This is a genomic window from Pseudobutyrivibrio xylanivorans (assembly GCF_008935055.1).
Lineage (GTDB): Bacteria > Bacillota > Clostridia > Lachnospirales > Lachnospiraceae > Pseudobutyrivibrio > Pseudobutyrivibrio xylanivorans_A.
Map to the genome: position 1 here is coordinate 1,603,631 of NZ_CP043028.1, position 24,550 is coordinate 1,628,180.

Sequence of the window (24,550 nt, forward strand, 5' to 3'; positions counted from 1 at the left end):
GGGCCTGCCGTGGCAGACAGGTTCTCCCCATAAATGGGTCCCTCCTATCTGCTTATCCCTTAACTGCACCTGCTATTACACCTTTGATGATATATTTCTGTAGGCAAATGTACATGATGATAATTGGGATCACAGTCATCATAATACATGCCATCATTGGTCCCATCTCAACATGACCATAGCTTCCGCGGAAATACTGAATCAAGATTGGAATGGTCATGTATTTCTTTCTGTCGAGAACAAGATATGGCAATAGATAGTCGTTCCATAACCACATTGTCTCCAAAATTGTAACCGAAATAAGTGTAGGCTTCAAAATTGGAAGAACAATTTGAAAAAATGTCTGTAGAGGATTGCAGCCGTCAATCATTGCTGCCTCTTCAATTTCCAATGGAATCGACTTCATAAAGCCTGTAAACATAAACACTGCAAGTCCTGCACCAAATCCAAGATAGATTATGCAGATATTGTACGGTGTGTCTAAATCAATCCTATCTGCAGTAGATGCCAGTGTAAACATAAGCATCTGGAATGGCACTACCATCGAGAATACAAATAAAGCATAGCACACCTTTGAGAGAATTCCGTGAACTCTAGTGATATACCAGGCGCACATAGATGTACAAAGTAAAATCAACACTGCAGAAGATACTGTGATTACCAGGCTGTATCCAAATGCTGCTGCAAATCCCTTTGAAGAAAGGGCATCCAAATAGTTAGAGAAGCCTGTAAAGCTCACTGCGTTTGGCAACTGGAACACTGTATCGGTGTTTATATACTTGTCCCCCTTAAGGGAATTAATCAAAATCATAAATACTGGATAAATCCAGAAAAGTGTCAATATACACAGTACTACAAAAACAATGGCACGTGCAACCTTTTCTTTTGCTTTCACTACTGCTGCACCTCCTTTGATTTAGTAATCTTAAGCTGAATCATAGAAATAAGAATTACCATGATGCAGAAAATAACTGCCTTGGCCTGACCATAACCCTTCCACTGAGCGCCGCTACGGCTGTAGAAGGTGTTATAAATATTCAGTGCAAGCATTTCTGAGGCGTGAGCAGGTTCGCCACCTGTCAATGCAAGGTTCTGATCAAAAAGCTTGAAGCCGTTTGTGATTGTCAGAAATGAACAGATTGTAATTGATGGCATAACATTTGGAATCTTTATTTTAAAAAGAATCTGTCCCGTTGTGGCTCCATCGATTTTCGCAGCCTCTATATAATCATCTGGTATAGATTGAAGTCCTGCGATGTAAATAATCATCATGTAACCAATCTGCTGCCAGCACATAAGAATTGTAAGACCGATGAATCCGTATGTAGCATTTAAAGCGAGAAGTGGCTTTTCCATGAGAGAAAGAACGCAGTTTAAAAGGATCTGCCAGATATATCCAAGAACAATGCCACCAATCAGGTTAGGCATGAAGAATACAGTTCTAAAAACGTTTGAACCTTTGATTTTGTTTGTAAGTGCAAGGGCAATAGCAAATGCTATTACATTTATAAGTACTGTGGAAACCACAGTGAAAAGCGCTGTAAACCAGAAGGAATGCCAGAAGCTTTCATCCTGGAAAGCATACGCATAATTTCCGAAACCAATAAACGTTGCTTTTTTTATTGTTGTAAATTTGCAAAACGACAGATATAAGCCCTGAACGAATGGATAAATAAATCCCACAGAGAATGCCGCAAGTGTCGGCAGAACAAATACCGGCCAGTATCTTCTTATAGCTTTTTCCATAGTATCATTCCTTTTCAAAATTTTGGAGGGCGTTAGGCCTCGCCCTCCAAACATATAATGGGAAGAAAAACTCTTCTTTATGTAAACTGCCGTTGGCAGTAAACACCTGTGATTAGTTAGTAAGATGATTAGATTAATTTGATTAGTTTGCTGCTGCGTACTCTGTAGCCCAACCATCAACGAATGCAGAAACTACATCGTCCCATGAGCCTGTGCCTGCAGCATAAGCTGTAAGTGCTGAACCAACGCCGTTCTTCCACTCCTCAGATGGCATTGTTGTGAAGTTCCAAGAAACTGGAGTCTTGCCTGCCTCTGTGTACGCTCTGTCGTTAAGAACGAAAAGGTTTGTTGTATCTGCTGCGTTCTTGAAAGGAATTACACCAATCTGCTCTGCAAGCATCTTTGTACCTGCATCAGATGTAACCATCCATGTAAGGAAGTCGATTGTTGCCTGAATATCCTCATCAGATGCCTCTGAGTTTACGCACCAGAAGTTCTCTGTACCTGTGCAAAGTCCCTGATTCTTCTCATCGCCTGCTCCTACATAAATAGGAATCATAGCAAGCTCATCATCTGTCATACCCTTGCCTGTAAGGTTTGCATACTCCCAAGAACCATTCTGATAGAATACAGCCTTTCTCTCAGCAAATTCATTCTCAGCATCATCGCCTGTCTTTCCAGCAAGATCAGCTGGCTTGCATGTAGCATTGTTGATGTAGAGATCCCAAATCTGCTTGTAGTTATCTAAGTATGTGCCTTCAATTGCATCTGTAGAATCAATGCCCTTCTCCTGATACTCGAAGTAAATTGGAAGGTTTGCAAGGTGTGTCTTGAATCTCCAATCAGAAGAACCATCCATACCTGCTGATGTAAATGCTGAGAAGCCAAGTTCTGAGCTTCTTGCTGTAATATCCTCAGCAACCTTCTTTAAATCGTCAAATCCCTGAATATCATCTATTGTGTAACCAGCCTCTTCAAGGAGCTTTGTGTTTGTGATAATACCATATGACTCAATTACATATGCGATACCTGCAACTGCATCTCCATCATAGAGTGCAAAAGAATCGCTTGTAAGCTCATTGTAAAGTGATGAGCCCTTGAGGTCATAGCAATAATCCTTCCAGTTTGCAAGACCTACTGGACCATTTACCTGGAATAATGTAGGAGCCTCATCCTTTACGATTTCAGATGAAAGTGTCTCCTCATAAGTACCAGAAGCTGCTGTGATAACAGTTACAGGAACTCCTGTCTCTTCTGTGTACTGCTTTGCGATTTCCTGCCAAGCCTCGTCTGCCTCAGGCTTGAAGTTGAGGTAGTAAACCTTTCCGCTTGCTCCATCTGTTGATGCAGAATCACCTGTTGCTGAATCGCCTGAAGCTGATGAACCACAACCTGCGAAGGTAGCAGCTGTCATCATAGCGATTAAACCAAGTGCCAATACATTTTTTCTCTTCATTTCTTACATTCTCCTTTGTGTAAAAGTTTTTATCTTAGCGAAGGGTTTCTCCCTCGCGAAGTTTCGTAGATAAAACGATGTGCTTGTGTTGCTTCTTCCCCCTAATGATATCAACTGCAAGCTTCACCGCCTCGCTTCCCATTTCCTCCATCGGCTGACAAAGTGTTGTCAACACTGGATTCATGTATTCTGAAGCCTCGATGCCATCAATAGCTATCAATGCCACATCCTTTGGCATTTCCTTTCCTGCCTCTCTCAATGCCTTCATAGCCCCCATAGCCATGTTATCTGAGATAGCAAACACTGCTGAAAAATCATGTTTGTGCTTCAGCCAGTCCTTCATGCCTTCATAAGCATCTGCGATATTAAAGCTGTTTATCGAAATGATGAGATTTTCATCAAGTTCTATTCCAAAATCATTAAGGGCTCTTTCATAGCCTTCAAATCTAACCTGGCTAACCGAGCCATCGTCTGGTCCAGAAAGCAAAACTGCAATCCTTCTGTGACCTTCTTTGTAAAGATACTCCACCGCCTCATAGGCCGCCTGATTGTCATCAATACCAACGCTGGAATATTCTGAGTTGTCCAAATTACCATACTGATTGTTAAACGTACAGCAAACAAACGGAACATTTATACTTGAGACCTGTTCCTTGGAGTAGTTCAATCTTCCTCCTAGGAAAATAAGACCTAAAAGCTTTTTATCACGCTCCATTCTGGCTGCTGTAAGAATCTCGTCATCTGAGGTTCCAATCTGCTGCATAACCATTGTGTAGCCTGCTTTTTCAATCTTGTCGCCAATCTCTGTAATAATCTTTGTGTAAAAGGGGTTCGACATGCCTCGCACCACCACTCCAATGTTGTCAGAGGTTGACTTTCCAAGCTCCCTTGCGCTTGTGTTTGGAATGTAATTGTATTCGTTAACTACTGCAAGTACCTTTTCCTTTGCAGTTTCACTGACATCCGGGTGATCATTTAAAACACGCGAAACCGTGCTAACGCTCACACCGGCAAGCCGTGCGATGTCCTTAATTGTCATGTCGTTTTCCTTCCTTTTGTCCCATTAAGAATCTGTTATGAACTCTGCGGGGCCTAATCCGCTTTCTTTTGGAAACGTTTCTGGTAACGTTTCCAGTTCATGTATAAATAATAACGCAGTGTCACCCCTGCGTCAATGTATAATCATCATTTCGTGTTTTGTTACAAAATATAACTTATCAGATTGTGTAATGTGGATAATTCACTCTAATTTATCTAAACACGTGATTATCGCTGTGCAAAATATCTATTTTAGGTGATTTACAATACTTACATTCTCACTTGCCAAATTTGTTTTATCAATTGTGGCTCTTTTAATCCACTTGTTGCGTCTTTCCATTGATAAATTATCCACTATTTTTTCATTTTTTATCAATAAGAGTCTCTCTAACCAGCTTAGTGCCATTGGGATTTTATAAAATATATGATTTTCAATAAATATTTATCAATGCCCTCATCGTCATCAAGTATGATTTCGTTTACTATTGATAAATGATATACGATCGCTGATGGTTATGCATCCTTTCAACTAAACTAATATCCATAAGTTAATGTCCCTAACTATACTTTAACCAGCATCTTGCAATAAACTTCTGCTTCAACCTCTACAATAACTTTATCTCTACACCGGATTTTGTCTCCTTTGCTTTTTCAAGAGCATGGGTGAATATTGTAAAGAAATCTTCGCCATCACTTGTAACAAAGTAATTAGACAAATCAGTGATATCTTCACTAATATTATCCCCCCATGGCGGCTGTTTTGATAAATCCTCAATATCCCAAACTACCTTATCAACCGAAAGCTCTTTTAATTCTTCCTTTATTACCGACAATTCCTCAAGTGTTTCATCAATCTTATCCACATTGAGTTTCCCCTGATATAGTTCTCTCATAATCACAGGAAAGCGGCACCCCCAATTCGAGTTTTCTAGATTTGCAGCCACTGTTGAAAAGAATGCATGTAGAAAATCTCCGTTGCCAATCTGATACCAATAATACTTTACTTTAAAACCTACTGCCATATAATTAGTCTTTCTCCGCTAGCTATTTTTTTCCTTTCATAAGCAGTGTACAAATCTTTTTTACTCAGATAACTTGTTCAACAAACCATCAACGATACTTTTAATTATTCCAGATGAATCATTGCTAATATCATTTAGCTTCGATTTTACATCTTTATGCTCATCAAGAAATCTTCTAATATCCTCTTTATCATATGACCTGAGGGAATCAATACACATCTCAAATAATTCTTCATCATCTGTGTTTATTGCTTTTCCGATAATGAGCAGTTCTTCCGTTACTTCTTGACTTAATAAATCATCTAACGATTTAAACATCTCAAGTGTCCCTCATCATCTAGTTGGCACTTCCAAATCTATATTTTAAATTCTTTCCCCGTGTTATTATCTATGAACCTTTTTTTATTGTTCTCAATTTGTAATTCTAAATCAGTGCCTACCTCAGCATTATAGATTGCTAAAATTGCAGGCTCTATATTTGCAACCGTATTAAAATCGCATACACACATATTATTGGGATTGCTTAAATACTCATCAGTATCTATGTCAGAGAAAAATCGCCATCCATTGTCAATCTTATTCATCGATTTTTCTCTTACACACCATTTTAGCATTCCTTTTTTTTCTAACACATTTCGAGAAACAATACACCCTCCAGCAGATTTTATAAATTCAACTACATTACTCATAGTTATGCATCCTTTCAACTAATTTTTCCCTATACGGAAGCATTTCTGCCAATTCCAACGGGGTCTTATCCCACGCATTTTTGTGCCTAAAATCAAGATTGCTTTGTGAAAACCACAAATCATACAAAGGCTCTAATTCTTCATCTGTGTATTTCATATTGATCAAATATTGTAAAGGAACTCTTCCTTTTTCATCCATTTGATTAATATCAACACCTGCCTCAATTATCTTTTGGCAAAGTATCCTAGTTTGCTCCAAATTGTGTGTTGTTCTTGATAAAAGAATATGTAACAAATTCTCGTTACATTCATTTGTCACTCTGACATCAGCACCCTTTGTTATCAAAAAATCAGTTATTAAAAATCTACTATCAATATCAGTATTAGAAGCAGCATAAAACAGGAGGGATTTATTCTTATATAGCTTCTGTTCATCCCCATCGCGATACTCCGCAATAAAATCCTTATACTTCTTCATCTTTGCAATTAAACTAATATCCATAAATATATTCCTCTATTCAAACATATGTCCTCTGTTGTTTTTAGGAAGTTCCGGCCTGTAGTTTTCTGGAGTATTATACCAATCAACAAACTCTTTCGTCGTCATTTCTCCGTTCATATAAGCTTCATGAACAACAGAATACTTTTCTTCTGGAATATGTCCCATATCCCATACTCCTTTTCTAGGTTGTCCTGGCTCCCATTCAATTACTTCATTTGTGTTCGGATCCCTAACAAGACCATCTGGTCCTTTTGCATTTTCCCACACTTGTTCGACAACTCCATTTCTAAAAGAAGGCCTACCATTTGTATAAGGCTTTGGTTTTTCTTCTGTGTTTAGATTTACAGATTCTGTCGCATCAACCTTAACACTCTCTCCTCTAAGTGCAATCAATGCATCTCCATCCACCTTAGCCAACGCTCCAGCTGTTGTTAGCTGCGCATCAGCCACCTTGAAGCCTTGTATATCAAGTTCACTCATACCTGGAAATTCAGCATGCGTTCCATTGGCGCATTCATTTGCCCAGTTATTATAGCGCTCTGCGTCAGCGGGATCCATCATATCTGCAAAGTTAAGCTCATTATCCGGTAATGCTGATCTATGCGCAGCATCCGTAAGACTGCCAGGTGTAGTGCCTGTATCTCCATGAAGCTTGCTTCCAACCTTTCCAACAGTTTCATATGTGTCTGGATCAAAGGCTATTCCCAGCCCGATTTCAAGCAGTGCCTCCTCCGTCATATTAAGATTGAATCTAGCATCCAAAGCATCAACAGTAACCTTAGTTGCTGCATCTCCCAAGAATCCTGCTGTCATATTTTTACCGACGGCTATAAAAGTTGTTTTCGTCAGCTCAGTTCCAGTTAACCCCTTTGCCATGCCACCAAGCATTGCTGAATTTGCAGCTGTGAGAGTCCCAGCAATCATGGTATTGGCATTACCCCAAAAATCATAGAGTTGCTGATTTCCCATAAAGACAGTATCTCTTATCGGATTATAGGCATATGAACTAAGGTCACCATTCATCCCATAGTAGACATCATCCACACCTTCTGCAATATTTGAGGCACCATACAGATAGGTACAACTACCTGTGATAAACAGTCCTCCTGCAACTAAAGGTGTTGCTGCACCGGCACTGGCGATTATGGCTATAGCGCCAACAAAACAAACTGCTACACCTTTGATAATTTCTGCTCTACCCTGATCTATTCTAGCCTGACAAGCCGCATCATAGTCAGCCTGCATTCTTTCAGAAATCTCTTGCAGCTTTTCGCTTGCATCCTGAAGTTCCGCTTCTTTCCCTTGTAGGAATTCCTGACTTGCTAAAGTAGATTGATAAAGCAAATATGCGTATGTATTGCTGGACACATCACCACTTGTATAATCACCCGGTGCAATATTGTCCTTATAATAATTTATAAAATTATCTAGATTAGCAATAAAATCATTAATCGAATCCAAATCATTTGCATGAGCATTTTCATAATTTACAATCGACGAATCCAACGTGTTAATTTTGTTGTACATCCATTGTAAATCGGTGCTTAGTGAGCCCATTCCTGGTGTATTAAGTGAAATGATATCCGAAACTTTCGAAAGCGAATTACTTATCTGATTTTGGACCCAAATATTAGCATTATCATAATTTGTGGCATGCTTTTGATATTTATCCAATGTGTGCGCACAAAACTTTGTGGCATAGTCATCGTCAATGTTAAAATATCCACTATAGTATAACATCAATTTGCTATGATACTCTGTTAACATATATGAGACAGACGTAATCAAAGGAAGATGTACTTCCTTTGCAAAAGCCTTGATGTTGTCAGCAGCCGCACCAGTAAAAGCATCTGATTCAATAATACTTGTAACATTCTGAGATAAAGTGCCTAGAATTCCCTGAATCTCAGCTATTCTCGCAGAAGCAGTCTGATAAGCCATCATATTGTCTATAAAACTGACTTTATAATCTTTCCCTTGCATTTAACATTATCCTCAAATATTATTCTGTAAATCCTCATCCATTTCCTTCAGTTCGGAAACAACTGTCTCAACTCCAGTAACATTTGTAGAAACCATCGTCTGAAAAGAGGCCATTGTATTCAATATAGAGGCCATCACCCCCGTATAGCTTTCAATCATTACATCCTTGCTATCAGGAGTTTGTAAATCTAATGCCTCGTGATTTATGCTTGATGCATTTGTTTTGTATGTTGAAAGCAATCCATTAAAGGTTGTATCATCTAACTTAAATTCTTTTCCCATCTTTAATCCCAATCTAGTTGCAAGCCTTTTCAATCTCATTCAACAAATTATTAATGGCAGAATAACAGTCACCAATAATGCCAAGCCATTCCGCATTCTGATTCTCGAGCTGCGTTATTTTATCGCAAATAGCATCAAGCACCTGATCTGTATTATTAATAAACGTTGTATACTCGGCTGAAACGCCATCGGTGGCGCATTCTACCACTTTATTCTTATTATTCCCATACCAGGTGGTATCTTCAGCTAGCGGAGCGCAAATGTTGTCACTCCAACGTTTTTTATAACCCTCAATCAATTCTTTATCTTCTTTAATTTCGGATTTAACCGTTTTCAAACGTTCAATCTTGGCATTATTAGAATTAATACCAGCTCTAAGATTATTTATTTTTGAATATAAATCATCTATTAAACTCATGCCTGCCCCTTATTTTTTAGCATCTTAACGGTGCCTTTTTCAAATCCCTTATCTTCAGTCCATTTGTCTATGTTTTTATTCATTCTGATATCATCTTCATCAGAAAAACCTTCAAACACAACCTCTGAAATATCCTCTGTATTAAAATAAAATACTCTGTCACTAACCAGTCCCTGAGGATACACACACCCACCATACTCAAATAAATACTGCTTGTTTTGAATTGGTATGAGCATAGCTCTCGAAATAATCATTAGTTTCTGTACCCCACCATTTAAAATAACAATGCTCCCTAGTGGCAGTCTCTTTGTAATCTTCTCTTCCATGCCAGCTTAATTCCCCTTCTGCTCAATATTATTTTTCTTCAAATATTCTGTATATGCATTTTCTTTATCTCTGTTAGGCGTAAACCTTGGACTAGGTAATACTATTGCCCTTAAGATAGATAAAACTACTATAAAAACTATCAACGCTATAACTGTCTTTTTATTCATTATCCGCCCCTTTATAATTCACAAAATATTCACAATTTAAAATTTATCACATCTGAAAATTATCGTCAATTAACACCTTCTTACTGATAATTGTCAATAAAAGCACCGCGCCATCTCTGACGCGGTGCTTGAATCTCAAAATCTATATTTTACTTATCTTGGTGCAAGAAGCGTTGTCAAATCAACTCCTGCGATTGCGCTGGCCTTTGCTGTGTACTCAGGATTTCCTGCATTCTTGTAATATGCGTAGGAAGCCTTCTGTGTATTGTCTGAACGAAGGATTCCGTTTGCAAGGCCCTGTGGCACTTCGATAACAGGATCATCCTTTTCACGTGAAAGAATGAGTCCATCGATGTGACTATTATTTTCAGCAACCAGATATGCGAATGTAAAAGCTGCTGCCTGTAGCTCCTCCCCCTGTGATGATGTATAGCCCTGCTCAGAAAGCTTTACAGAGCGAACTGCACCAGTTGGTGAAATGAAATCAGGCTGACTTAAGAAATCTGTAACAACATCAATGTTGTATACCGACACAAACTTTGTATTTTGATTACGCTGAATATTTGCTGTTGGTGCCCATGACTGAACGTTTGTCATTGGATAATTATATGCGTGATATGCAAGCCTCCAGTCAATATTGCCCTGACTTCTGATGACATTATTAAACTGTGTTAAAAATGCCTTTGCGCCATGAACTGTGCCCTCGTTAAGTGCCCAGTGATGGTCTGTGCAGACATATACATTTGCGTTGGCATTCTCAGACTTAATCGCATTATAGAGAACTCTAAATGCTCTTGCATACTCATTTGTATAAGTTGCAAGGTCACCACCGCAGCTCATGTAATTCCACTCGTTCCAGGCATTAACCTCATTACCAATGATGAAGTTGTCAACCTTTGCATTCATTCCAAAGTATGAATAACTGCTCCAACGAGCTGCAATAAATGAGCCAGCTGCTGCAAGAAGCTCGATACCTTCTGTAGTAGATGCATTAAGTCCATAATAATTTCTGGTGCCCAGCGCATTATAAGCATAAGGGCTGATGAACTCAGTCTTTGCAGCCTGGTCTACAAGAAGTATCATTGTTACCTGAACGCCCTGAGAGTTAAGACGCCCAAGATAATTATCAAATGCAGAAATGTATCTGGTGTCAAAATTATAAGTCTTTCCATTGTAGGTGTAAGGGACGCCAGAGCCATCTGAAATCTTCGAGAGTGGAAGTGAAACAGTGGCCTGCTTTACTCCGAGGTCAGCAAGTGAACGCATTCCCATGTTTACAGAGCTGGCATCACAGAGAAGCCCCTTCTTTCCACCATCCATACGAGGTGTTGTGCGCGTAGCACAGGCCTCAGGATTAGTGATATAGCAGCTGTTTGATGCTGCTGTAAGCGCCCCGCCCTTCATGACACAGACTGTAAACTTTTTATAAAGCATTGAATCTGCACTATTCTTGTTGAGCGGAACACTAAAAGTTGCTGATGCTGAAACTGGCTGTTGTGCCACATCAGTCCCCTCTGTTGCCCCCTTGTTTGGGTCAGAAGCCACAAGATGATACGCACCGTCGTCTGATGCTGTCTGTCCAGATGCTGCAACCACAACGTTTCCACCATCAATTACAGCTCCACCAATTGCCACCCCTGATGCAGCATTTGCATTGATGGTTGGCATGAATGCAAATGCTGTGACAACCATTGTCACCACAAGAGCAACTCCTGCAATTTTCCTAACGATTTTCATATATCTAAACCTTTCTAATTCCTTTCACTATTACCTAGGAGTTAGCAATGAAGTAAGATCTACACCTGCTGCTGCACTTGCCTGTGCAATAATGTCAGGACTTGCAGCATTCTTGTAGAAATCATAGCCCATCTTGTGTGAGCCATCCAAATTGCATAAACCAGAATGCATTCCCTGAGAAATATCGAATGCATCATCTGATTCTCTTGAGATAACTAAACCATCAATTAATCTGTTGTTCTCAGCAACAAGATATGCATAAACTAATGATGCAGCCTGAAGTGCCTCTCCATTTGCACTTGAATAGCCGACCTCAGAGCACTTTACAGTTCGTGCAGCACCTGTTGGTGAAAGCATGTCAGCCGAACAGAGGAAATCTGTCAAAACATCGATATTTGCCATTGTTACATAAGGTGTAGCTTGGCTATGTGAAACATTCTTACCTGTCTCCCATGCGTTTGGTGCATAAAGAGGTGCATTATAAGGATGAACAGCAACTCTCCAATCTACGTTTCCTTCACTCTTAATAATGCTGTTAAGCTTTGTCAAAAACTCCTTGCCTGAAATATAGTAAGATGCCTCAGCTCTTGACCACTGATGATCGATACATGTGTAAACATTTGCTGTAGCGTTTTCAGACTTAATTCCTGTGTACATGATTCTGAAAGCCTTGGCATATTCCTGCATGAACACATCGTTTGAACCGCAGTTCATATAGTTCCAAAGCCACCACGCATTAACCTCATTACCAATGATAAAGTTATCAACCTGACCGTATCCTATTCCTGAATAATGCTTTGCAAGGAATGATGCTGCTGACTGAAGCGCAGCCACACCATCTGCAGTATTAGCATTTAATCCATAGTGATTATGGGCACCAAATCCATCCATAGAATATGGGTTAATGTACTGACCTGGTGTATTGTTATCAACAAGGATGATTACGTTGACCTGCATGCCCTGTGAATTGTATTTGCGAACTGAAAAATCATAGCCTGCCAGTGAATTAATCTTTGATAAAGGAATATTCAGGTTAACCTGCTTTACGCCCATATCTGCTGGCTGATTCTTGCTTGCAACACTCTGGAGCAAATCAGGAAGAATACCCTTCTTGCCAAAATCCATACGTCCTGGTGCATAGCTTGCGCAAGCTTCAGGATTAGTAATATACATACTGTTAGAAACTGGAGAAAGTGCTCCGCCAGACATTACGCAAACCGTAAACTTCTTGAACAGCATAGAATTTGCTGTGTCCTTTGCCAATGGAACGCTAAATGTAGCTGATGCTGAAATTGCAGCCTGTGCCACATCTGTTCCTGCAGGAGCTGCCTGATTCACATCAGAAGCTACCAGATGATACATTCCATCGTCAGAAGCTGCTGTTCCTGATGCGGCAACAACTACATCACCGCCCTGAATCAACACTCCCCCTATAGCAACTCCGCCCTTTGCCTCTGCCTTAAGAGCTGGCAAAACAGCGAATGCTGAAATAACCAATGCAAATGCGAGTGTGATACTTGCAATTCGATTAAGCAATTTCATAAATTCATAACTCCTTTCTTTTTCACATACCATAGTCTCCCTCAAAAGGGAGACCATCAACTATATTAATCTATAATTATAAAAAATATGTGAAAACGAACGAGTTTTGCAAGATATAACACAAATTGTTCATAGAAAAAAAATAGCCCCTAGTTACCAATTAGCTGGTTAAGGCTACAAGCCTTAGTGATTCACAGTTCATCATAGAAAGGTTCACTTGTGAATCCTAAGAGCTTGATGCCTACCAGCTAAATAAATACTGTATAGCAACTAGGGGCTCTAAACATGTTCTATTTTTATAATATTAATTCTTCGCTGTTGCGATTTCATCCTCTAACCAAGCGACAACCTCGTCGAGGCCTTCACCAGTCTTTCCACTTACAAAGAAAATCTTTGCATTTGGATTGAGCTTTAGAATTCGCTCAGTAACCTTTTCCTTGCTGAAATCGAAGTAGTCCAAGGTATCAATCTTGTTGATGAGAACCACATCACTGATTTCAAACATAAGTGGATACTTAAGAGGCTTATCATCACCCTCTGGAACAGAGAGCAACATAAGATTCTTGTTTGCTCCAACATCAAACTCTGCTGGACAAACCAAGTTACCAATATTCTCAAGGATAAGTAAATCAAAATCCTTGGTGTCATACTCCATAAGCGCACGGCTTGTCATATCAGCATCAATATGGCAAAGTCCCATATTATGAATCTGGATGGATTCAACGCCTGTGGCGTCAGCAACTCTCTGTGCATCGATGCTAGTCTCAATATCCACATCCATCTCACCAATTTTGTATTTATCCTTCATTCTGTTGATGATGGCAGAAAGAGTTGTGGTCTTTCCTGAGCCAGGGCCTGACATTACATTTACAAAAAAGGTTCCCTGAGCCTTCATCTGCTGACGGATAGCCTCTGCAGCTGCTTCATTTTCAGCGAAGACGCTTTCACCTATTTCAATTACTTTAACTTCACCCATATTTATACTCCTTTACTATCTCAATATTATACTATCCGCTAGTTACGGCATCAAGCTCATCTAATAGCGTAGGCAGCGTAAATTTGTACTCGGAAATCACAGAAAAGACTATCCCTGTGTTTTTGTGACAAGAATTAGATTTGTGATTATCTTACTATTTTTCTATTCTAAAAGGAAGCCCTGCTCCGCAGGCCTCTGATTTTGGTTTAAAAGCCGTACTTTTTTGTACGACAATTAATCCTTCGTTTGCTTGTTGATATTTTATCTGCCTTGAAATGGGTGTCAAGGACTTCAGCCTTAGGTGCGTAGCATCCTTGACTCCCATTTCTGGGCAGATACACTGTAAATCAAGCAAATGAAAGATTAGGTTTGTGCGAAGCACGTTTATTAAAGGCAACACCGTCAGGTGTTGTTCCCTTTTTACAGCTTTCCATTCAACATAAACAATAGCTGCTTACTATTTTGAACACTCATGCTTGAATGAATTGCCTCTGAATATTTACCGTATTCTCGCAATAGCTGACTTCTCTTGTTTTTTTCTGATGCCAGGACATCATTAGCAGTCAATATAACTTCTTTTGCCCCCGCTGCCATCGGCAGTTCTTCTTTTTGGAATTTTGCAAGTTCAAGCATGTCTTCATCGTTATAATAATACTCACGCAGACGAGCCATCTGATTTGCTCCATGTTTACTCCAACCCATCGCTTGCGTACTCATTCTACTAGATAACACATGATATACATGCCCTTCTGCCGAACAAGCCAACACTCCTTCATGTTTTCTTAAGCGATATTTAGCTGCCATCCAATTTGAACTTATGTAATCAGCTGATGCCGATATTTTTGCAAGTATATTTTCTGAGGAAGTGTATTCTTTTAATCTATCAACCAGTTTTAGAAAATCAGCATTTGTTTTGCTTCTTATCGTTTTATATATTTCAATCCTTACATCATCTTTAGAATCCTTCATGTGTGAAATCATTCTAGAAACATGCTCTGATATATGAAATTCATCTAATACAAATGTTACATTGGCTAAACCTCTATATCCAGTTTTTATCCATGCTCCTCCGTCAGCATTTATATATATTTTCTTTATTTTTTCTACATCATATGTTGCCTCTACATAATCAAAAACTTCCTTCCATAACTCTTTATTGTCCTGTTCATCTCCACGACAAAAATAGTGTGTTCCAACAAGTCTATTTCGTTTACTTCTGGGGGGGTCGGGTTATATTCCTTAAAAGACGCAGATACTACTATTAATAGACCCCTTCAGCTATCTGAAATCCCAGTTGATTTCCAAATCCCCAAGAACATCAATAAAGTGGAGAAGATAGTGATCGTCACCTGCATCTATATATAAATAATCCACTTCCTTTTTAATTTCGGGAATCTGGAAATTCTTTGGGAATTTTGTTTTATGAAGCAGATTTTTTACAGTTGTTTTAGTAACCCCTTCAGGAATAGATGCTACCTCACCAGCCTTCCGATATGAAGTCTGAACAGCTTCACTATAAATGTTCGCCATAACGTCTTCTGTCATCTGCTGATTATCGCCTAGACCAATCAACTTATCTAACAGATAGCATAATTCTTCCTTCTCATCTGAATTAGTGTTCTTTGAAACGTATAGTGCTCTTGTAAAAGTAACTCTTCCAAGAGTTGTAAGAACCTGTCTGGCATCTGCCTTATGCTCTACATTCCATAAGCGTTTTCTCTTAGGTAATTCCTTTAAAAGTGTATCCATTTCCTGCAGCACAGACTGAATGAACAATCGTCCCAACTCATCTGTTTCCTTCTTAGTTGCAATGACCAGTTCAGCTAACGATTGTGGATTCTTATAAAAATCAATCTTAGCATCATATAAATTTGTGATGAAAACATCTGCGAAATACTTTATAATTTCTTCCATAAAAGAACATCCTCCCTTGTTAGTATTGTTTCGCAAACCAATATCAATAGCGTAACGTAATTGCTCAACGTAATTTCTTAACGAAACACATAAAAAAACCGACGTGCTGTGACGTCGGTGTGATTTCGGGGAGTGCGACCAAAGTTGCCCTTGGTCGCTGAGTTATGAAAAATTTGGTATTAGCTTTTCGCTAGTACGTAAGATACTATAACACGTAGAAAACGTTTCCGCAAGAACTTTTTCACACTTTTTTCACATTTTTTTGTATTTTTATTGTACAGTCGATTAGACCATTCTAACCTCTTACACACATGGTGTCTATTGTGTACCAAGTTCGCTATTTACAAGGCTTCAGAGCCGATACACAAAACATTTTATCTGGTATATAAAACTCATCATGCTCAATAAAAATGCGGTCTCCGAAACTCAAATCCACGTTTACGTTTCCGTAGCCAATGTGGCATAATACACTCTCATCCCACATTGGTCTATCAAGCATACTGATGGTCAACATATGATAAATATCATGGCACTCATCCTTCAATGCATCACTAATTTTGCTATGAGCAAGATTCTCTGGACTCTTGAGATTATGTGCCCCCTTAGCATACTCTGCATCAAAATTAATAAGCATTCCGCCCTTTTTCAAAACGCGGAACCAGTCTGTATATGCATCAATTGGATGTGGCAATGTCCAGGTAAGATTCCTGCTGATAACCACATCAAAGCTTTCATCATCAAATGGAAGATGCTCTGCATCTCCTGTGATAGCCTTAACATTTTCACGGTCAAGACCGTACATTCCAATCATCTCATTAGCTCTTGAAACCATTTCTGGTGTCAAATCAATTCCTGTAACCTTGTGTCCTGCTCTGCCAAGTATTACTTCAAAAAAGCCTGTTCCGCAACCTACATCAAGTATATTCAGCTGCTTTCCCGATGAAAGAAGCTTTTCAATTTCTTCCAACCAGCGATTTGCTTTTTTGCTTTCTATCTCATCGTGTCTAAGATCAAAAAAGCTCTCAGCACGTTTTGTCCAATAGCTTTCAACCTTGTCTTTGATGTCTGTAGCCTCATCCTCAAAGGCTATATAATGTAACTCACCCATTATTAATTAAATCCTAACTAACTTCCCTCCCAAGGAAGATTTTATAACTACCCTTATACTACCCTTTTATAACCTGCACCATAAAAAGTGGTGTTGATTTGTAATTTATTTTTTCTTTTTCGGAATAGAGAATCTGCCCTATGTCCTCGTAGGTTTCAACCCAGCCTGCACTAATCGACTCCAAGAACTCCTTATCCCACTGAGGGCGCAGGCGCCTTGTAGAAGGCATCTTGCTTGCTATTACATCCATCTGATCGAAGTTCTCACCGATGTTGTAATCACCCAGTCCCTCTGCTGCAACATTCTTTCTATCCTGCTCAAATTCAGCCTTCTTTTCATCATCCACAAGAAATGCATACCAGTTGGCATCAAACACCATCATCAAGCCTTCTGGCTTCAATACTCGAAGCCATTGCTCATATGCTTTCTCAGGAAACGGAATGTTCCAAATCAAGTTTCTTGAGAATACTACATCAAACACCTCTTTGTCAAATGGAAGGTCCATTGCATCACCCTGCCTAAAGGTAATTTTCGATGCAAGCTCCCCTGCATTTGCCCTGGCTTCCTTTAGCATTTCATCTGAAAAATCAAATGCTGTGACCTTATAACCTGCCTCTGCGAGAATAATAGAGATAAACCCTGGTCCTGCGCCCACATCCAAAATGCTTATAGTTTCAGGCTCCCTATTAGGAAATCTCTCGCTAATTTTTGCAGTTAAAAAAGACGTCCAAGTATTTCGTTGGACGCCTGCTAATTCTTCTTTATTAACCTCTGAGTAGCCTGCAGCACGCTGCTGCCAATAGGCTCTGTTTTCTTTTTCTAATACATCCATGTCAATGATTTTACTATATTTTTGCTAAGCCTGCCACAGGGATTCTCCCCTAAGCTCCCTTGTGGAATTTATAAGCAGCTTCGTGTACTCATTTTTAGGCGCTCTCAGAACTTCCTTCGCCTCTCCCCACTCTTTAATCTGCCCATCCTTCAGAACTACCACTCTGTCACAAATCGCATCAACAATATCGATATCATGAGTCACAAGAATTACCGAGGTTCCCATATCATTGATATTGATAAGCTCTGCTAAGACCTGATTTCTTGAAATATTGTCAAGTGCACTTGTAGGCTCGTCTGCCAACAGTATTTTTGGCTTCATCAGCATAGTAATTGCCACCGCAACGCGCTGATTCATCCCTCCAGAAAGCTCAAAAGGATAGCTGTTCCAAATCTTTTCGCTACCTTTGAAATTCAGCTTGTCAAAAAGGGAAATTGCCTCCTCTTTAACCTGTTTCCTAGCAGCCTTCCCTCTGACCTTCATACACTCTAAAATCTGGTCTCCAATAGTTCGAATTGGGCATAGAGAGCCACCCGCATCTTGGAAAATCATTCCAAGCTGCGAGCCTCTCAAAGTGTTCATTTTCTTTTCTGACAGCTCAACAAGATTGGTATCCTGGTAGATAATGGAACCATTTGTAATTCTGCCACCTGGATTCATAATTCCCATGGCTGCCTTGATAATGGTACTCTTTCCACTTCCTGACTCCCCAACCAGACCCAGGATTTCACCCTTCTTCAATTGAAAGGTTATATCAGAAACCACCGGACCTTCTGGGAAGGATACCTCTAGTTGTTCAAAAGAAAGAATTGGGTCCATAACACCTCATCTACAATCAAAAGCCTAGTTAATATCAAGGTCAGCTGTAAGCTCATAGTAATCACTTGGATGAGCCACAAGACCGGTTACATTAGACTTTGAAATCATGCTCATCTTAAGGAATGAGCAGAAGATAAATGCATTGTCATCAAGAATCTGCTGCTGCATCTCAATTGCAATATCACCTCTTGCATCAGCATCGAAGGTCTCATTCATCTTATCCCCAAGAGCCTGAAGATTATCATTGTGATATCCACCACGGTTCTTAGAAGAATCGTCTAAACAGTGTGTTGTAAAGAAATACATTGGATCTCCGATACCGCATGTTACGAATGCAGCTGCATAAACATCCCACTGCTCAGGATCAGATACAATCTGTCCGTGGTCAGCTGTTACGTTAAGCTGAATATCGAAACCAATATCCTTAAGTGTAGCCTGTGCGCTCTCCGCAAGAAGAGGGAGCTCCTGACGGCTTGGATAACTAATCCATCTGATTGTAAGAGTCTTACCATTCTTCTCGCGAATTCCATCACCATCTGTATCAACCCAGCCTGCATCCTCAAGAACAAGCTTTGCTCCCTCAGGATCATAGCTATCAGTCTTTACATTCTGACCACCAAATGTGAAGGTCTCAGGGAATGCGCCAGCGCCAACATATCCATAACCATTTAATAACGTATTTACGAAGCTCTCCTTGTCGATTCCCATTGCAAGAGCCTTACGTACTGCATCATCCTTGATGATGTCAGACTTGTAGTTCATCTGACAATAGAAAGCACGGCTTGTTGCTGTACTTGAGAATGTGTATGCATCATTCTCAAAAATTGGATAGCTTGCATAAGCCATACCATATGCAGCGTCAATGTCACCATTCTGAAGGGCAAGAGCCAAAGTATCACCATCTGAAATAGTAAGAACTGTAATTTCATCAACCTTTACAGTACCATTCCAATATTTTTCATTCTTTACAAGACTAATGTGGTCGTCTGTCACAAGCTCAGTTGCAACATAAGGGCCTGTACCAACAACAATTCCGCCCTCATTTCCAGCATCAACATCGATGATACATCCATAAGGATCACAAAGATAGTTGATAAGTGTAGGCTTTGGAGTCTGTGTCTTGATTGTAAGAGTCTGACCCTCAGCCTCGATTGTGTCGATAGAAAGATCGCCTGCTGCTCGCTCATGAACTGCAACCAAATCCTCAATACAAGCCTTTACAGCTGCTGCGTCAACAGCCTTACCATTAGAGAATGTTACACCATCCTTAATAGTAATCTTCCATGTAAGCTCGTCCACATTCTCATAGCTTTCTGCTATCCATGGCTCAAGCTGCATGTTATCGTCAAACTTGAATAGTGTCTCGCCAATACCATAACGAATGCATGGCCAACCGCAATATGCATCGTGTGCATCGATTGTTGGCTCTTCATTTTCTGCATTGAAGGTTGTGTCACCAAATGTGAAAACCTTCTTTCCTGAAGTCTGTGTCTCCTGTGTCTGTGATTCACTTGCTGAATCCTTAGTTGTGTTTCCACAGCCAATGAAAGCTGTAGCGGCCAGTGCCAATGACAGCACAAGCGCAATCGTCTTCTTAATCTTCATTTTTATACTCCTTTATTCTATCTAAAGCGACTATTTTTCGGGTCTATAACATCTCTGACCGAATCGCCTAGTAGATTAAAAATAACAACGGAAACAAATATTCCAAGTCCTGGTGAAAGAACTACCCAAGGATAAGTTTGAAGCATACTTCTTCCGTTTGACATCATGCTGCCCCACTCGGCTGTAGGTGGCTGCGCACCCAGACCGAGAAAAGACAGTCCCGCCAACTCCATCATCATCGTGCCTATATCAAGCATTGATGTGACTAAAATTGGCCCTAATATATTTGGCAATATATGTCTGAAGATAATCTGAGGGGGATTAGCTCCAGCCACAACCGCCGCCTGAACGAAGGAGGAAACCTTCAACGATAATGTCTGACTTCGTGCAACTCTTGCATACTTAGGCCAGCTGATAACCGCAAGGGCGATTACAGCATTTACAACACCACCCCCCAAAATCGCGGCCACCGCAAGGGCAAAAACAAGTCCTGGAAAGGCCATACAAAAATCTGAAATGCGCATCATAACAGTATCAAATGCGCCACCAAAATATCCAGCAGACACGCCGATTAACGCGCCCACGATAGTGATAACCCCTACAAGCGCCAGTGTAGATAATACGCTTACCTTTGCACCCACAATAACTCGCGAAAGCATATCACGACCAAAAGCATCTGTACCTAAAAGATGTTCTGGCCCAGGTGCAGAATAGGCCACCGTCAAATCCTGAGCATAAGGATCGTATGGACACAATCCATCTGCGAATATTGCTACAAATATTAACAACGCTGCCAATATCGTAAATACGATAAGTCTAGTTTTCAAGCTTAGCGTCCTCCAATCTGATACGTGGATCCAACAGACGATAGGTCAAATCTGAAATCAAATTGACCGTAACATAGATAATTGCCATCCACATTACATAAGCCTGAATCATTGGATAATCACGCATATTTATTGCATCAACAGCAAGCTTTCCAACACCGTCCCACATAAAAATGGACTCAACGATTGCTGTACCACCAAGCAAACTACCAATAGAAATCGCAAGTAACGTAATAATTGTTACAAGGCATTCACGCAAAACGCTTTTAAAAAGCGTTGTTGAGAACTTAACTCCCCTAGCTTTTGCTCCCACCACATAATCCTTGCTAAGTTCGTCAAGGACTGTAGCTCTTACCTGTCTTAAATACTTTGCACTCATAGCAATCGCCAGCGTAAAGGTTGGCATAGCAACACTAGTCATTGAAACCTCCCTAGAAATAATAGGGAAAAGTCCAAGCCTGATTGCGAGCCAATACATCAGAACCAGTGAAACAAAGAAATTAGGCATACTGTTTCCAATGAAGCTGAAAAACCTGATGAAATAGTCCCAGAATTTGTTCTGATAAACCGCCGCAATAACTCCTAACGGAATAGATATTAAAACTGTCAAAACAATTGATGTCAGCGTTAAAAATAAAGTAGCTGGCAGCTTAGAAATAAAGGTTTGGAAAATATCCTGACCAGAAACGAAGCTCACTCCCATGTCACCATGTAGCAAATCGTTCAGCCATGAGAAATACTGCACTAGAAATGGTCTGTCTAATCCCAATTCTGCCTTTGCCGCCTGAAGCTGTGCTTCACTTACAACTTGCCCAGTATTGAGCATCTTCTGCTCAACAACATCACTACCTGCAAGTCTCATCATCGCAAAGGATAGAAAAGTGATTGCAAACAATATTGGAATTAACCCAAGAATTCTATTAATAATATATTTCAAAAAATTACCCTCTAAACTACTCCCTAGGAAAGACTATTGTAATATCTTGCCTCGCCTTTACACAAGTAGTTTAAAGGGTAATATGTATTCATATAACGAATATTATTATTCCATTTTGGAATGACCCGCCTGGTCAAACTACCAAGCGCCGCCACCGCCACCGCCTGAACCGCCTCCTGAGAAGCCACCACCAGAGAAACCTCCGCCACCGTGGTGTGAGCTTCCCGAACCAGAATAGGATTCCGATGGTCTTGAAACCATAACCTTTTCAGTGTCGCGCATCATTCTATTAAAGCTGTCATATACCATATAATTTCCGATGAAGTTTCCACCATCATACCAGGTAGGTTCTGGAATGCTGTTCTGAAGCTCCTCGAAATTCTTTATCCATGTCTTCTCCAAGTCAAAGACATATGCATAACCTAGAATATCATAAAAATAATTTGGATTCTCTTCACTGAGCATCTTCAATCGGTCAAGCTCCGCCGTCTCAATGAAGTTCTTAAAGCCAAGGATCTGGCCAAGCTGCTCTCTGCTCTTTGCAGTTCTGAATTGATTGTACTGTGCAAGCATCACGATAATATTTACAACAACACAAACAAGTAGCATACCAGCAAACCACAGGTCAGCGACACCTCCTGTTAACAGATTACCAAGTGCGAAAGCAGCTGCCAAAGCCATCACTGCACGGGCAATCCATTTTAAAAAATTACTTATTGCTGCCATAAAGCCGACAAAACCTGCAGCCGCTACTAGAATCGCAAATACTATAAAATATCCCCATTCAAATGGCTCATGTCCAACTAAGAAATACATGACAGCCATCCCAATTAGTCCGACTAATAATCCTACTGTAGTAGCCATACAACTCTTTGTCACTGACTTTGAATCATACTGTTTAGATGCCCTAATAGCATAGTATGATTTAATCGCATCAATAGTGGTATAAAAATGATTCTTCAGCTTCTTAACCTTGACCTCATCGCCTACAGCATGATTTTCAAGTATTCCCTGGAAGAATAAAGAACCAGCCCTATCCAATTCACCATCAGCACGTTTTTTTATGATGAAGCTGAAGTCATTTTTCTTCTCGCCCTGATGGATAGTGAAATACCCCTTATTGGCAAGGTACGGTATCATTGCAGTAATTTTCTGTGGTGTTTGGGCTGTGTATATTGTCTCCATTTCCACAGGGCTCATGCCTTCAGGAGGATAGAAGTTTACAACCTCCACAACATCCTTTTGCACACCAATAGGAAGTGAATAACCTATTCCCAGCAAGCTTAGGATTCCAGCAATAATAAGTCCAATAACAGAATAATCCTTGTACACAAAATAGTCTTCAGGAAGTTCAGCCCTGATTGTAATACCCTCATATGGCTGAAGTGTGTCAGTGAACTCACCTGTTATAGTTTTGCCATTCACACTGCACTTCAAATACGAATCATATCCAGAAGAACCTTCGTCACCAACACTATAACCAATGGTGGATGTGTCAAAATCCTTTGGCATATGAACAGTCCATGTCACATGCTCAATGGGGCAATCATAGCCAGTACCCACTATGTTGTAATACAGTTCATCCTTGCCCACAAGCGGATCTTTCGAATAAATCTTGTAATCATATTTAAACACATAGGTATGCTCACCAGTGTATGTCTCATCCTCGTCACCAATATATACCGTATAGGTATCACCATCAGTTTCTTCATTTGCGATATCTGAGACCGCATCTGGCGATGAAACCCTCAGGTGCTTGACTCTGGCCTTGATGTAATCATAGCCGTCCTCACCATGATTACGATAATGATCAAGTACAAAGCTTCTGATTGGACCATGATGAGATTCTATGAAATCATAAACATAAGTTTCTTTTATCGTAAATACGTTATCTTCGTTTACAACTATATCTACATCTAAATCCTTAATGTAATAGTCCTGGTATTCAGCCTTGGCAACAAGAGGATTAAAGCCCGCCACCAAAGCCAGACTCAGAACTATTCCAGCGAAGAATGCTTTTATTTTCATACTAGAACTCCACTTTCACATTCTCACGCTCAGCAGAATCTGATACCTCAAAGAATGGGAACTTCTCGAAGTGTCCAAAGCCAGCAATAATTGATGTTGGGAAAAGCTGAATCTTTGTGTTATATGTCTTTACTGTACCGTTGTAGTACTTTCTTGCATTTGCAATGTCATCTTCGATACCCTTCAAAGAATTCTGAAGATCGATGAAGTTTGTATTTGCCTTTAAATCTGGATAGCTCTCTGCCACAGCAAAAAGAGTTTTAAGTGTTGAAGTGAGCTGTCCCTCTGCCTGTGCAATGCCCTCCTTGTCTCCCGCAGAATAAGCTGCATTTCTTGCTGCGATAACCTTCTCAAGAGTCTCTGCCTCATGCTTTGCATACCCCTTTACAGTTGCCACAAGATTTGGGATGAGATCAAATCTCTTCTTGAGATAAACATCCATTGTTGAGTATCCTTCTTCAACCTGTGTGCGAAGGCGTACCAATGAATTGTATGTGCTAATTGCCCACAATACAATCAAAACAACCAAAACTAAAACAATTATTCCGACTACCATTTTTAATATCCTCCTCTTTGTTTCAAAAAAGTCGTTAGA

At 40.0% G+C, this 24,550-nt stretch carries 25 protein-coding genes and 2 pseudogenes; all 27 read right to left on the minus strand.

Translation table 11 applies throughout. The features are described from left to right. Positions 1 to 52 precede the first annotated feature (52 nt). The 27 genes and pseudogenes from FXF36_RS07245 to FXF36_RS07365 all read right to left on the minus strand — a co-directional run bounded on the left by FXF36_RS07245 (position 53) and on the right by FXF36_RS07365 (position 24,511). On the minus strand, positions 53 to 895 hold the full coding sequence (locus FXF36_RS07245) for a carbohydrate ABC transporter permease (protein WP_174819726.1): 843 nt from the start codon (positions 893 to 895) through the stop codon (positions 53 to 55). Continuing rightward, the gene (locus FXF36_RS07250) at positions 895 to 1,746 is read right to left on the minus strand and encodes a carbohydrate ABC transporter permease (RefSeq protein WP_151623145.1); all 852 of its coding nucleotides are present in this window, start codon (positions 1,744 to 1,746) and stop codon (positions 895 to 897) included. The genes FXF36_RS07245 and FXF36_RS07250 overlap by 1 nt, the downstream gene beginning before the upstream one ends. Positions 1,747 to 1,888: 142 nt before the next feature. Beyond that, positions 1,889 to 3,202, minus strand: a complete 1,314-nt coding sequence (locus FXF36_RS07255) for an ABC transporter substrate-binding protein (protein ID WP_151623146.1) — start codon at positions 3,200 to 3,202, stop codon at positions 1,889 to 1,891. 34 nt (positions 3,203 to 3,236) lie between these two features. Next, positions 3,237 to 4,055, minus strand: coding sequence for a substrate-binding domain-containing protein (locus FXF36_RS07260; protein ID WP_263008660.1), 819 nt, complete (start codon positions 4,053 to 4,055; stop codon positions 3,237 to 3,239). A 57-nt stretch (positions 4,056 to 4,112) separates the two neighbouring features. Next, positions 4,113 to 4,247 (minus strand): annotated as a pseudogene (locus FXF36_RS16735) (LacI family DNA-binding transcriptional regulator); the annotation flags it as partial. A 240-nt stretch (positions 4,248 to 4,487) separates the two neighbouring features. After that, positions 4,488 to 4,646 (minus strand): hypothetical protein, encoded by a 159-nt coding sequence (locus tag FXF36_RS16265; RefSeq protein WP_167511318.1) that lies wholly within the window; start codon positions 4,644 to 4,646, stop codon positions 4,488 to 4,490. Between the two features lie 199 nt (positions 4,647 to 4,845). After that, positions 4,846 to 5,262 carry an immunity 70 family protein gene (locus FXF36_RS07265; protein ID WP_151623148.1) on the minus strand — a complete coding sequence of 139 codons (417 nt, stop codon included), beginning with the start codon at positions 5,260 to 5,262 and terminating at the stop codon, positions 4,846 to 4,848. Between the two features lie 60 nt (positions 5,263 to 5,322). Then, a complete protein-coding gene (locus FXF36_RS07270) occupies positions 5,323 to 5,580 on the minus strand; it encodes a hypothetical protein (protein WP_151623149.1) in 258 nt (85 codons plus the stop codon). A 38-nt stretch (positions 5,581 to 5,618) separates the two neighbouring features. After that, a complete protein-coding gene (locus FXF36_RS07275) occupies positions 5,619 to 5,951 on the minus strand; it encodes a DUF2185 domain-containing protein (RefSeq protein WP_151623150.1) in 333 nt (110 codons plus the stop codon). Continuing rightward, positions 5,944 to 6,429 carry an ankyrin repeat domain-containing protein gene (locus FXF36_RS07280; RefSeq protein ID WP_243143595.1) on the minus strand — a complete coding sequence of 162 codons (486 nt, stop codon included), beginning with the start codon at positions 6,427 to 6,429 and terminating at the stop codon, positions 5,944 to 5,946. Before FXF36_RS07280 ends, FXF36_RS07275 begins: the two co-directional genes overlap by 8 nt. Before the next feature lie 36 nt (positions 6,430 to 6,465). Then, a complete protein-coding gene (locus tag FXF36_RS07285) occupies positions 6,466 to 8,436 on the minus strand; it encodes a GH-E family nuclease (protein WP_151623152.1) in 1,971 nt (656 codons plus the stop codon). Positions 8,437 to 8,448: 12 nt separating this feature from the next. Continuing rightward, positions 8,449 to 8,718, minus strand: a complete 270-nt coding sequence (locus tag FXF36_RS07290) for a hypothetical protein (RefSeq protein ID WP_151623153.1) — start codon at positions 8,716 to 8,718, stop codon at positions 8,449 to 8,451. Positions 8,719 to 8,731: 13 nt separating this feature from the next. Next, the gene (locus tag FXF36_RS07295) at positions 8,732 to 9,136 is read right to left on the minus strand and encodes a YwqH-like family protein (protein WP_151623154.1); all 405 of its coding nucleotides are present in this window, start codon (positions 9,134 to 9,136) and stop codon (positions 8,732 to 8,734) included. Further along, complete coding sequence (locus FXF36_RS07300) at positions 9,133 to 9,462, minus strand: DUF4176 domain-containing protein (protein WP_151623155.1); 330 nt, start codon at positions 9,460 to 9,462, stop codon at positions 9,133 to 9,135. The genes FXF36_RS07295 and FXF36_RS07300 overlap by 4 nt, the downstream gene beginning before the upstream one ends. A 6-nt stretch (positions 9,463 to 9,468) precedes the next feature. After that, positions 9,469 to 9,630: a hypothetical protein gene (locus tag FXF36_RS16270; protein ID WP_167511319.1), complete on the minus strand. Its 162-nt coding sequence runs from the start codon at positions 9,628 to 9,630 to the stop codon at positions 9,469 to 9,471. Positions 9,631 to 9,783: 153 nt separating this feature from the next. Further along, the gene (locus tag FXF36_RS07305; protein ID WP_151623156.1) at positions 9,784 to 11,367 is read right to left on the minus strand and encodes a DUF5722 domain-containing protein; all 1,584 of its coding nucleotides are present in this window, start codon (positions 11,365 to 11,367) and stop codon (positions 9,784 to 9,786) included. A gap of 30 nt (positions 11,368 to 11,397) precedes the next feature. Next, positions 11,398 to 12,909 carry a DUF5722 domain-containing protein gene (locus FXF36_RS07310; protein WP_151623157.1) on the minus strand — a complete coding sequence of 504 codons (1,512 nt, stop codon included), beginning with the start codon at positions 12,907 to 12,909 and terminating at the stop codon, positions 11,398 to 11,400. 304 nt (positions 12,910 to 13,213) lie between these two features. After that, positions 13,214 to 13,885, minus strand: coding sequence for a hydrogenase nickel incorporation protein HypB (gene hypB, locus FXF36_RS07315; RefSeq protein ID WP_151623158.1), 672 nt, complete (start codon positions 13,883 to 13,885; stop codon positions 13,214 to 13,216). 420 nt (positions 13,886 to 14,305) lie between these two features. Continuing rightward, positions 14,306 to 15,799 (minus strand): annotated as a pseudogene (locus tag FXF36_RS16590) (UPF0236 family transposase-like protein). A gap of 337 nt (positions 15,800 to 16,136) precedes the next feature. Next, the gene (locus FXF36_RS07330; RefSeq protein WP_151623161.1) at positions 16,137 to 16,907 is read right to left on the minus strand and encodes a class I SAM-dependent methyltransferase; all 771 of its coding nucleotides are present in this window, start codon (positions 16,905 to 16,907) and stop codon (positions 16,137 to 16,139) included. A gap of 58 nt (positions 16,908 to 16,965) precedes the next feature. Beyond that, on the minus strand, positions 16,966 to 17,739 hold the full coding sequence (locus FXF36_RS07335) for a class I SAM-dependent methyltransferase (RefSeq protein ID WP_151623162.1): 774 nt from the start codon (positions 17,737 to 17,739) through the stop codon (positions 16,966 to 16,968). Between the two features lie 24 nt (positions 17,740 to 17,763). Further along, positions 17,764 to 18,558, minus strand: a complete 795-nt coding sequence (locus FXF36_RS07340) for an ABC transporter ATP-binding protein (RefSeq protein ID WP_151623163.1) — start codon at positions 18,556 to 18,558, stop codon at positions 17,764 to 17,766. Between the two features lie 24 nt (positions 18,559 to 18,582). Beyond that, positions 18,583 to 20,163 carry an ABC transporter substrate-binding protein gene (locus FXF36_RS07345; RefSeq protein ID WP_151623164.1) on the minus strand — a complete coding sequence of 527 codons (1,581 nt, stop codon included), beginning with the start codon at positions 20,161 to 20,163 and terminating at the stop codon, positions 18,583 to 18,585. 17 nt (positions 20,164 to 20,180) lie between these two features. After that, the gene (gene nikC / locus FXF36_RS07350; RefSeq protein ID WP_243143596.1) at positions 20,181 to 20,990 is read right to left on the minus strand and encodes a nickel transporter permease; all 810 of its coding nucleotides are present in this window, start codon (positions 20,988 to 20,990) and stop codon (positions 20,181 to 20,183) included. After that, entirely contained in the window at positions 20,980 to 21,927 is a 948-nt protein-coding gene (locus tag FXF36_RS07355; RefSeq protein ID WP_243143597.1) for an ABC transporter permease, read from the minus strand. The genes nikC and FXF36_RS07355 overlap by 11 nt, the downstream gene beginning before the upstream one ends. A gap of 138 nt (positions 21,928 to 22,065) precedes the next feature. Further along, the gene (locus FXF36_RS07360) at positions 22,066 to 23,955 is read right to left on the minus strand and encodes a DUF2207 domain-containing protein (protein WP_151623166.1); all 1,890 of its coding nucleotides are present in this window, start codon (positions 23,953 to 23,955) and stop codon (positions 22,066 to 22,068) included. Between the two features lies 1 nt (position 23,956). Next, positions 23,957 to 24,511, minus strand: a complete 555-nt coding sequence (locus FXF36_RS07365; RefSeq protein WP_151623167.1) for a LemA family protein — start codon at positions 24,509 to 24,511, stop codon at positions 23,957 to 23,959. Positions 24,512 to 24,550: the final 39 nt, after the last annotated feature.